The 9,550-nt window shown below is 73.4% G+C and carries 8 protein-coding genes; 5 read left to right on the top strand and 3 right to left on the bottom strand.

Annotated elements, in window-relative coordinates:
• Positions 1 to 382: 382 nt before the first annotated feature.
• The 3 genes from ACFVGY_RS18265 to ACFVGY_RS18255 all read right to left on the bottom strand — a co-directional run bounded on the left by ACFVGY_RS18265 (position 383) and on the right by ACFVGY_RS18255 (position 3,549).
• Positions 383 to 1,606, bottom strand: a complete 1,224-nt coding sequence (locus ACFVGY_RS18265) for a TerD family protein (RefSeq protein ID WP_385678083.1) — start codon at positions 1,604 to 1,606, stop codon at positions 383 to 385.
• Between the two features lie 127 nt (positions 1,607 to 1,733).
• A complete protein-coding gene (locus ACFVGY_RS18260) occupies positions 1,734 to 1,955 on the bottom strand; it encodes a hypothetical protein (protein ID WP_385678080.1) in 222 nt (73 codons plus the stop codon).
• A 52-nt stretch (positions 1,956 to 2,007) separates the two neighbouring features.
• Positions 2,008 to 3,549, bottom strand: a complete 1,542-nt coding sequence (locus tag ACFVGY_RS18255; protein WP_385678077.1) for an aldehyde dehydrogenase (NADP(+)) — start codon at positions 3,547 to 3,549, stop codon at positions 2,008 to 2,010.
• Between the two features lie 307 nt (positions 3,550 to 3,856).
• Between ACFVGY_RS18255 and ACFVGY_RS18250 the strand changes: the two genes are divergently transcribed.
• From ACFVGY_RS18250 to ACFVGY_RS18230, 5 genes are all read left to right on the top strand, one after another.
• A complete protein-coding gene (locus ACFVGY_RS18250) occupies positions 3,857 to 4,621 on the top strand; it encodes an IclR family transcriptional regulator (protein ID WP_385678177.1) in 765 nt (254 codons plus the stop codon).
• 148 nt (positions 4,622 to 4,769) lie between these two features.
• Positions 4,770 to 5,807, top strand: a complete 1,038-nt coding sequence (locus tag ACFVGY_RS18245; RefSeq protein ID WP_385678074.1) for a hypothetical protein — start codon at positions 4,770 to 4,772, stop codon at positions 5,805 to 5,807.
• A gap of 114 nt (positions 5,808 to 5,921) precedes the next feature.
• A complete protein-coding gene (locus tag ACFVGY_RS18240) occupies positions 5,922 to 7,274 on the top strand; it encodes a sensor histidine kinase (protein WP_385678072.1) in 1,353 nt (450 codons plus the stop codon).
• Positions 7,271 to 7,942: a response regulator gene (locus ACFVGY_RS18235; RefSeq protein WP_385678069.1), complete on the top strand. Its 672-nt coding sequence runs from the start codon at positions 7,271 to 7,273 to the stop codon at positions 7,940 to 7,942. Before ACFVGY_RS18240 ends, ACFVGY_RS18235 begins: the two co-directional genes overlap by 4 nt.
• A 73-nt stretch (positions 7,943 to 8,015) precedes the next feature.
• Complete coding sequence (locus ACFVGY_RS18230) at positions 8,016 to 9,464, top strand: peptidoglycan D,D-transpeptidase FtsI family protein (RefSeq protein WP_385678067.1); 1,449 nt, start codon at positions 8,016 to 8,018, stop codon at positions 9,462 to 9,464.
• Positions 9,465 to 9,550 lie beyond the last annotated feature (86 nt).

Below are 9,550 nucleotides of genomic sequence, written 5' to 3'. Positions count from 1 at the left end.
GCTCCCCCTTGTTTTTGTTTTGGTTTGTGGGGGCCGGCGGCTTTGCCCTACCCTGTGGGGGGGCCTGGGGGCCGCCCCCCCCACCGGGGGGGGCCGGCGACCTCGACGGCTTCGGCGCGGTTGGCGCTGGCCCATTGCTCGAGCAGGAACTCGTACGCCGCTGAGGGCCATTCGTCATCCACCCGGGTCTCGACGAGGTGCCGTATCGCCTCGTTCGCCTCGGCGGCGGACGGGCGGGCGGGACCCGCGGGCCTGAGTGTGCTGTACATGGTTTCCAGGCTAGGGGCGGACACGGACCGTCACTGCCGGTTTGAGGGTGTAATCCATCACCTTCGCCTGCGCCCGGGCCGTCGGCTGTAGCAGAATGCGCCCGCCCACCTGCTCAGAGTGCCTCGGCGCCGGGCTTCACCATGCCGCGCACTGTGCGGGACTTCACAAACTCCCCGATGGCCGTCATCTCCCATTCGCCCGAGAACTGGCGGGTCAGTTTCGCCATCATCACGCCGGTCTGCGGCTCGGCGTCGGTGAGGTCGAAGCGGACGAGCTCCTCGCCGGTCGCCGCGTCGATCAGGCGGCAGTAGGCCTTGGCGACCTCGGTGAACTTCTGTCCGGAGAAGGAGTTCACGGTGAAGACCAGGCCCGTCGCCTCGGCGGGCAGCCGGCCGAGGTCCACGACGATCTCTTCGTCGTCCCCGGCGCCCTCGCCGGTGAGGTTGTCACCCGAGTGCTGGATGGCGCCGCCCAGGATGGTCAGCTTGCTGAAGTAGCAGCTGTCGATGTGGTTGCGCTGCGGGCCGTACGCGATGACGGACGCGTCGAGGTCGATGTCCCGGCCCTGGTAGGCCGGTTCCCAGCCGAGGCCCATCTTCACCCGGGAGAGCAGCGGGCGGCCGCCCTTGACGAGGGACACGGTCTGGTTCTTCTGGAGGCTGACCCGGCCCTTGTCGAGGTTGATCTTCCCGGAGCCGGCCGGAGCGACGGGTGGGGCCTGCGGGGCCTGCGGGGCGGGCGGCGTGGAGGCCGGGACCGGCGGCGGGACCGTGACCGGCGGGGAGACCGGAGCCGCAGGGGCCTGTGGGGCGGCCGCGGGCGCCGGAGCCGGTTCCTCTTCCACGGAGACCCCGAAGTCGGTGGCGATGCCGGCGAGGCCGTTCGCGTACCCCTGGCCGACCGCGCGCACCTTCCACACGCCGCCCCGCTGGTAGACCTCGACGACCACGAGCGCCGTCTCCGTGCCCAGTTGCGGTGGGGTGAAGGTGGCGATCACCGCGCCGGTGTCCGCGTGCCGCACGGTGGCGGTGGGCTCGATGCCCTGGAAGGTCTGTCCTGCCGCGTCGGGGCTGGCCGTGACCACGATGCGCTCGATGCCGGGCGGCAGCCCGCCGGTGTCCACGGTGATGGAGTCGGGGGCCGCACCGCCGCCGGAGCGGTGGCTGACACCGGGCCCGGACGGCTGGTTGTAGAAGATGAAGTCGGCGTCGGAGCGCACCTTGCCGTCGGCCGCGAGGAGGAGCCCCGACACGTCGAGCCGCACCGGAGCAGCCACGTCCACCGTCACCCGGACGGCATTGAGCGGCAGGTTGGAACCAGGGGTCATAGCGGTCATGCCCGGAGAACGAGCGGGGGTACCGTGCCGTTCCCTCCCGGCCCGCGCGGAGCGGCCGGTTGGGGGATGCGCAGGAGGGCCGGGGCCGGCAAGCGCCGGTGCAGCACCGGTGGTGCCGGCGGGAGCCTCAGCGACGGTTGCGGGGGTGGTTCTTGGCCGTGCGCTCGTTCCCGAACTTGTACGCGCCCGTCCACCGGGCCATCACCAGCTGCGCGTCGCCGGCCTCCACCTCGGCCAGGAACCTCTCGGCACGGGCTCCGCGCAAGGTGCCCGCGGCCCGGCCCCGGTGGGTGATGACGACGCTTCCGTCGCCCCTCTGCTCGTACGTGAATCCGTGCGGTCTCGGCATGGGCGGCAGCCTGCCCCGTGAGGGGCGGGGCGGGCAACGGGTTTTGCCGGGCCTACCGGACGGCCTGACCCGTGGCTCCGGTGACGCGGCGGGGCAGGCCCAGGGGGTTCGCCTCGCGCAGCTCCGCCGGAAGCAGCGGCTCCGGAACCGACTGGTAGGCCACGGGGCGCAGCCAGCGCTCGATCGCGGTGGCCCCGACCGAGGTGGAGTGCGAGGTGGCCGCCGGGTAGGGGCCGCCGTGGTGCTGGGCCGGGGCCACCGCGACGCCGGTGGGCCAGCCGTTGACCACGACCCGCCCGGCCAGCGCGGTGACGCGGGAGACCAGCTCCGCCGCCGGGCCGGGGGCGCCCTCCGCCTCGGCGGCGGACAGCTGGAGGGTGGCGCTCAGGTTGCCGGGCAGCAGGTCGAGCACGGCGCCGGCCTCGCCCTCGTCTGCGTACCGGACCACGACGGTCACCGGTCCGAAGCACTCCTCCAGCAGCACCTCGTACGCCGGCCCCGCCAGCAGGCTCGCGGCGGACACGGACAGGTACCCCGCGCCGACGGTGTGCTCCCCGGCGGGGCCCGGTGCGACGGGTGCGGTGACGCCCGGCAGCGCCCCCCGCTCGGCGACTCCCGCGATGAAGTTCTCCCGCATCCGGTGGTCGAGCAGGACGCCCGGACCGGTCTCGCCGAGCGCCTTGGCGAGGGCCTCGGTGAGCCGGTCCCCGGCGGCGCCCTCCGGGACCAGGACCAGGCCCGGCTTCACGCAGAACTGGCCGACGCCGAGGGTGACCGAGCCCGCCAGGCCGGCGCCGATCTCCTCGGCGCGCTCGGTGGCGGCGGCCGGGGAGACCACGACGGGGTTGAGGGAACCGAGTTCGCCGTGGAAGGGGATGGGCACGGGGCGTGCGGCGGCCGCGTCGAAGAGCGCACGCCCCCCGCGCAGGGAGCCCGTGAACCCGGCGGCGGTGACGAGCGGGTGGCGGATCAGCTCCAGGCCGGCATCGAACCCGTGGAGGACGGTGACCACCTCACCCGGCAGCCCGGTGGCCACCGCGGCCCGGCGCAGCAGCGAGGCGCACAGCTCCGAGGTGGCCGGATGGTCGGGGTGCGCCTTGACGACCACGGGACAGCCGGCTGCCAGCGCGCTCGCCGTGTCCCCGCCGGGGACCGAGAACGCGAGCGGGAAGTTGGAGGCGGCGTAGACGGCGACGACGCCGAGCGGCACCTTGTAGCGGCGCAGTTCGGGGCGCGGCGGGGTGAGGGAGGGGTCCGCCCGGTCGATCCGGACGTCGAGGTAGCCGCCGTCGGCGACGGCGTCGGCGAAGGCGCGCAGCTGGCCGGTGGTGCGGGCGAGTTCGCCGGTGAGCCGGGCCGGTCCGAGGGCGGTCTCGGCGTCGGCGGCCTCGACGACCTGCTCCGCGGCGGCGTCGAGCAGGTCCGCGGCGGCGCGCAGGAAGGCGATGCGGGCGGTGCGGTCCGCGAGCGCCGTGCGGGCGGCGTGGGCCGCGCGGACGGCTTCGTCGACGTCGGGGGCGCCGGCTTCCACCGCGACCTGCGCCCGCTGCTTCCCGGTGCGGGGGTCCACACTCCAGACTGGTGTCCCTGTCATGCCGCACTGCCTCCTGGATCTACGCCGCCCCGCGCGGTGGCGTTCAGTATTCTGAACGCCGTTCCGATGGGTGAATGATCTCCATCCGTTCCGGACTCTATTTCCGCGTCTTTCGCGTGACAAGAGACAAGAAGGGGCAGGAAGGCGAATGGCCAGAGGTGAGCGCATCGAGTTCGACGGGGCGGCGGCCGCGGACGGGGGCGGCGGCCCGGGCGGCGGGGGCGGCGCGGGCGATGCGGGTGGCGCGAGTGGTCCGGGCGGCGCGGGTGGCGCGGCTGGTCCGGGCGGCGCGGGCGAGTCCGCCGCGATGACGGGCGCGGCACCGACGGCCGTCAAGTCCGCCGTCCGCACGGTCGTGTTGCTGGAGCACTTCGCGGCGCGGCCCGGCCTGCACAGCCTCGCCGACATCCAGCACGACCTCGGCCTGCCCAAGTCCAGCCTCTACATGCTGCTGCGCACGCTCGTGAACCTGGGGTGGGTGGAGACGGACGCCACGGGGACGCGGTACGGCATCGGCGTGCGGGCCCTGCTCGTCGGCAGCTCCTACATCGACGGGGACGAGGTCGTTGCCGCGGCCCGGCCCACCCTGGACCGGCTCTCCGAGGACACGACCGAAACGATTCACCTGGCCCGGATGGACGGGCGGAGCGTCGTCTACCTGGCCACCCGCCAGTCCCAGCACTACCTGCGACCGTTCACCAGGGTCGGGCGGCGGCTGCCCGTGCACTCGACCGCGCTGGGCAAGGCGCTGCTCGCCACGCACTCCGACGAGGAAGTGCGCACCCTGCTGCCGCGGCGGCTGGAGGCGGTCACCGAACACACCGTCACCGACCGGGAGCAGCTCATCGAGGAGCTGGCGGCGGTACGGGAGCAGGGGTACGCGGTGGACCGGGAGGAGAACACCCTCGGGCTGCGCTGCTTCGGGGTGGCCGTGCCGTACCGGACGCCGGCGCGGGACGCGGTGAGCTGCTCGGTGCCGGTGGCCCGGCTGACGGCGGACCACGAGGACGCGATCAAAGCGGCGCTGTTCACGGCCCGGGACAGGCTGTCGGTGGTGACGCGGCGCATGTGAGCAGCGCAGGTGAGCGGCGCACGTGAGGGGCGTACGTGAGGGGGCGCCGGGATGAGGGCGCCGGGATGAGGGCCTCTCCCCCGCGTGGGGGAGGCGGTTCACCTTCGCGGGGGAGGTGGCGGGGCGCCGGGCACGCGACTGTTGAGCCATGACGACACGAGCGGCGCGACGCACGACCGGCACGACGACCCCGACCCACCCGAAGACCCGGACGAGCCCGACCGGCATGCCGAGTTCGGCGAGCCCGGCGAGCCCGGCCACGCCGGTCCAACGGCTCCTGCGGGCGGCGGCCGTGATCGCCACCGTGCCGTACCTGGCGCTGAAGGCCGCGTGGCTGGCTGGGAGTCACATCGGCATACCCGCAGGGAGCGTGCTGCTGGAGTCCGCGCAGCTCTACGACGGGGCCAACGCCGTCACGATGGCGATGGACGCCTGCGTGATCGTGCTCGCGCTGCTGCTCACCCGGCCCTGGGGCAGACGGGTGCCCGGCTGGGTGCTGATCGTCCCCGTGTTCACGGCCACCGGGCTGCTCACCCCGATCGTGACCGGTTTCCCCGGCCAGCTCCTCGTCAGAGCTCTGGGGCTGGGGGCGGGTGAAGCGGTGCAGGCCGCGCGGGAGCCGTTCCTCGATGACTGGGTGCACTTCGTCGTATACCCGTGCTTCATCATCCAGGGACTCGCCCTGGCCGGGCTCTTCGTCCCCTATGCGCGCGAGCGCTGGGGCCGCTGCTGGCAGGGCGTGCCGGGCACGCGGCTCCCGTCATCCACGGGGGTGGTGGCGGGAGCCGCGGCCGCGGTCGGCACATCGGTGGGGGCGATACACCTGTACTGGGCCTTCGGCGGTACCGCCGGGCTGGGTGCCGAGCGGGTGGCGCAGTACTCGGCGGAGAGCGGCGTGGTCTCGGCGGTCCACGGGTTGTGCGCGCTGACGGCGGGTGCCGGGGCGCTGCTGCTGGCCCGGGGCGGTGCGGTGCGGGTCCGGTGGCCACTGGCCCTCACCTGGATCGGGTCGTCGGCGGCGTTGGGCTGGGGGCTGTTCCTGCTCCTGGCGGTGCTGGGACTGCAGTTCGGCGAGGTCGAAACCACCTCGCCGATGATCTTCCTGGCCTACGCTGGCCAGGTGATCGCCGGATGCCTCTCCACGGCCGTCCTGACCCGGTTCACCCGTTCACGGCTCGCGGCCTGAGGGGTTGCGCGGGAGCGCTGCGGGCGGAGGAGGGGGACGAACCGGAGCGGGGCCAGGGTCTGGCGGGAGCCGGACACGGGAGGAAGCGGAACTGGAACTGAGGGGGGTGGAGTGATGCGGACGGGGGGATGGCCGGCTCGGATACCGGCCGCCCTGGGACGGGTGCTGGGGTCGCGGGCGCGGCTGCGCTGGGTGCACCTGATACTCGGCGGGGCCCTGCTGATGCCGTACTTCCTGCTGGCGCAGGTGTTCGTCGGCGTCCTCGCCGGCGGGGTGAACACGCTCGCCTCCACGCCGCTGGTGTTCATCGCGTACGGCGCCTCGGTGCCGCTGGCCGCGGCGACCGGCGTCCTCGGGCTGGTCCGGCAGATGTCGGTGGTCGCGGTGCGGGCGCTGTGCGGGGTGCCGGGGGAGCAGCTGGCCGAGGGACCCGCCCGGTCCTGGGCGGCCCGGGGGAGGTCCGCCGCCTGGTGGTCCCTGCACCTGGGGATCGGGGCGCTGGTCAGCGGGATGAGCCTCGCGGTGCCGCCCATGGCGGTCGTGCTGATCCTGCTGCCGTTCGTGAGCGCGCTGCGGGAGATGCCGGTCGGGTCGGGCTGGCTCAGCACCGCCGCCGATCCGTACGTCGCCCCGTTCCTCGGGATCGGCCTGCTGGCGGGGCTCGTGCTGTGCGCCGCCGGGGCCGGGCGGCTGCTGGCCCGGCTCGCCCCCGTCCTGCTGGGCCCGACGCCGGCGGACCGGCTGGCCGCGGCCGAGGAGCGGGCCGCCGATCTGGCCGTGCGCAACCGGCTCGCCCGGGAGCTGCACGACGCGGTCGGCCACGCCCTGAGCGCCGTCACCCTCCAGGCGGTCGCCGCCCGCCGGGTCCTCGACAGCGACCCCGCATTCGTACGGGAGGCGCTGGCCGCGATCGAGGACACCACGCGGCGCACCGTGGGTGAGCTGGACACCGTACTGGGCCTGCTGCGGGACGGGGACCAGGCCCGGCCGGACGCCGCGCCCGCGCCCACCCTCGTCGCCGACCTGGACGGGCTGCTCGCCCGGACCCGGGCCGCCGGCACCACGGTCACCGCCCGCCAGGACCCCGGACCGGTGGGGGACTGGACACAGCTCCCGGCGATCGCCTCCCGCGAGGCGTACCGGATCGTGCAGGAGGGCCTGAGCAACGCACTGCGGCACGGCGCCGGACCCGTCGAGCTGAGCATCGCCGTCACGGCCGCGCGGGACGCGCGCGACGCATCGGGCGGCAAGGACGGCGCACACCGCGAACTGGAGATCACCATGACCAATCCACCGGGCAACGGCGAGGGCCCCGCGGCGCGCACCACCGGGGGCCGCGGGCTGCGCGGCGCAGCCGAGCGGGCGGCCCTGCTGGGCGGCCGCGTCGAAGCGGGCCCGCACGAGGGGCTGTGGCGGCTGCGGGCCGTGCTCCCGCTCGGCGCGGGCTCCGCCGGGAGCCCCCGATGAGCCGGCCCCCGCTGCGCATCGTGCTCGCCGACGACGAGCGGATGGTCCGCACCGCGCTGCGGGTCATCATCGACGCCGAACCCGACCTGGAGGTCGTCGGGGAGGCGGCCTCCGGCGCCGAGGCCGTCTCCGTGGTCCGGGAACTGGCTCCCGACGTGGTGCTGATGGACGTCCGCATGCCCGGGATCGACGGCATCCGGGCCACCGAGCAGATCCTCGCCACCCTGCCCGAACCGCCGCGGATCATGGTCGTGACCACCTTCGAGAACGACGCCTACGTCTACGACGCGCTGCGCGCGGGCGCCGCCGGGTTCCTCCTCAAGCGGGCCGACCCGGACGAGCTGCTCGGCGCGGTCCGGCTGGTGGCCCGGGGCGACTCCCTGCTGTTCCCGGCAGCCGTCCGCGCCCTGGCCGCCTCCCACGCGGCCGCCGCCCGCGGAAACCCCGCCCCGTGGGTGGCCCGCCTCACCGACCGGGAGGCGGACGTCCTGCGCCTGATGGCCACCGGGCTGTCCAACCACGAGATGAGCGAACGCCTCGGGGTCGGCCCGCAGACCGTCAAGACGCACGTCGCCGCCGTACTGTCCAAGACCGGCTCCCGCGACCGCACCCAGGCCGTCATCGCCGCCTACGAGAGCGGCTTCATCGTGAGAGGGGCCGCAACATGAGGAAAAGCTGAGAACCCGGCCACAAACGGGACAGGGCGGAACGTCCGGCCGCCCTCGCACGTCCTTCCGGGAGATGAACAAGACGATCAGGCGTGCGTCGGTCTTCTGCCTGCTCCTCGTGCTGGCCCTGCTTCTCCGGGTCACCTGGGTGCAGGCTTACCAAGGCCAGGCCCTCGCAGACAACGAGAACAACCGGCGGAACCTCATCGGGCAGTACGAGAACCCGCTGGGCAACATCATCGTGGGCGGGGAGGCGATCACCGGCTCGGTCAAGACGGGCGGCAAGGACTTCGGGTACAAACGGACCTACGTCGACGGCCCGCTGTACGCGCCGCTCACCGGCTTCAGCTCGCAGGCGTTCGGCACGAGCATGCTCGAAGGCGTCTACAAGAAGATCCTCAACGGGTCGGACGACCGCCTGAAGACCGTGATGGACCTCATCACCAACAAGCGGGCCTCGCCGGGCAACGTCCTGACCACCGTCGACAAGGGCGTGCAGAAGGCCGCGTACGACGCGCTGCAGGGCAAGCAGGGCTCCGCCGTCGCGATCGACCCCGCGACCGGCGAGATCCTCGCCCTCGTGAACAACCCCTCCTTCGACCCGGGCCGCATCTCCGGTGCCAATGACGCCGAGGCCTGGAAGGAGCTGTCCGCCGACAACGGCAAGGCGATGGAGAACGTGGCCCTGCGCAAGCCGCAGGCGCCCGGTTCCACCTTCAAGCTGGTCACCCTGGCGGCGGCCATCGAGAACGGGCTGGTCGCGAACCTGGACGCGCCCACCGGCACCCCCGACCCGTACACCATCCCGGGAACGAAGACCCTGCTGCCCAGCGAGGCGGGCTCCGCCGCTTGCAACAACGCCTCGGCGCGCACCGCGCTCCGGCTGTCCTGCAACAACGTCTTCGCCGAGCTGGCGTCCAAGCTGGGCCAGGACAAGATGCGCGCAATGGCCGAGAAGCTCGGCTTCAACGCGAACGTCGAAACCCCGGTCACGACCCGGGTGCCGAGCAAGTACCCGTCGAAGAAGATGTCCGTCGACCAGGTCGCGCTCACCGGCATCGGCCAGTTCGACGTGCAGGCCACACCGCTGCAGATGGCCATGGTGACCGCCGCGATCGAGAACGACGGCAAGCTCGTCGCCCCGCATTCGGTCTCCGAGGTCACCGACTCGGGTGGCACCGTGCTGGAAAGCTTCAAGAACCCGAAGGTCCAGCAGGTCATGAGCCAGAAGACCGCAGCGATGCTGCGGGACGCCATGAAGACCGTGGTCGCCGAGGGCGGTGGCAAGCCCGCGCAGGTGTCGGGCGCCGAGGTCGGCGGCAAGACCGGTACGGCCCAGCGCGGTGTGAAGAACAGCCTGCCGCCGCTGGCCTGGTTCACCTCGTACGGCAAGGCGGGCAGCAAGCAGATCGCCGTCGCCGTGATGATCGAGAACTCGGACACCGACCGGTCCGAGATCGGTGGCGGCCGGCTGGCCGCCCCCATCGCCCAGAAGATGATGGACGCCTGGCTGAAGAAGTAGCCGGCCCCCGCACCACCCTCGCGCGCGGCGGGGACCCGCCCGCGGGCCCGCGCGGCCCCCTGAACACACCGGCGGTCGGGAGGGCG

Source organism: Streptomyces sp. NPDC127106 (assembly GCF_042677605.1).
Taxonomy (GTDB): domain Bacteria; phylum Actinomycetota; class Actinomycetes; order Streptomycetales; family Streptomycetaceae; genus Streptomyces.
Note: the sequence above shows the minus strand (reverse complement) of the source record. Positions and strands in the feature narration are given on the sequence as shown.

Coding starts and splice junctions, on each gene's coding strand:
- ACFVGY_RS18250 (WP_385678177.1), top strand. CDS start 3,857: ATGACGGGCGCGGCACCGACGGCCGTCAAGTCCGCCGTCCGCACGGTC.
- ACFVGY_RS18230 (WP_385678067.1), top strand. CDS start 8,016: ATGAACAAGACGATCAGGCGTGCGTCGGTCTTCTGCCTGCTCCTCGTG.
- ACFVGY_RS18245 (WP_385678074.1), top strand. CDS start 4,770: ATGACGACACGAGCGGCGCGACGCACGACCGGCACGACGACCCCGACC.
- ACFVGY_RS18235 (WP_385678069.1), top strand. CDS start 7,271: ATGAGCCGGCCCCCGCTGCGCATCGTGCTCGCCGACGACGAGCGGATG.
- ACFVGY_RS18265 (WP_385678083.1), bottom strand. CDS start 1,606: ATGACCGCTATGACCCCTGGTTCCAACCTGCCGCTCAATGCCGTCCGG.
- ACFVGY_RS18255 (WP_385678077.1), bottom strand. CDS start 3,549: ATGACAGGGACACCAGTCTGGAGTGTGGACCCCCGCACCGGGAAGCAG.
- ACFVGY_RS18260 (WP_385678080.1), bottom strand. CDS start 1,955: ATGCCGAGACCGCACGGATTCACGTACGAGCAGAGGGGCGACGGAAGC.
- ACFVGY_RS18240 (WP_385678072.1), top strand. CDS start 5,922: ATGCGGACGGGGGGATGGCCGGCTCGGATACCGGCCGCCCTGGGACGG.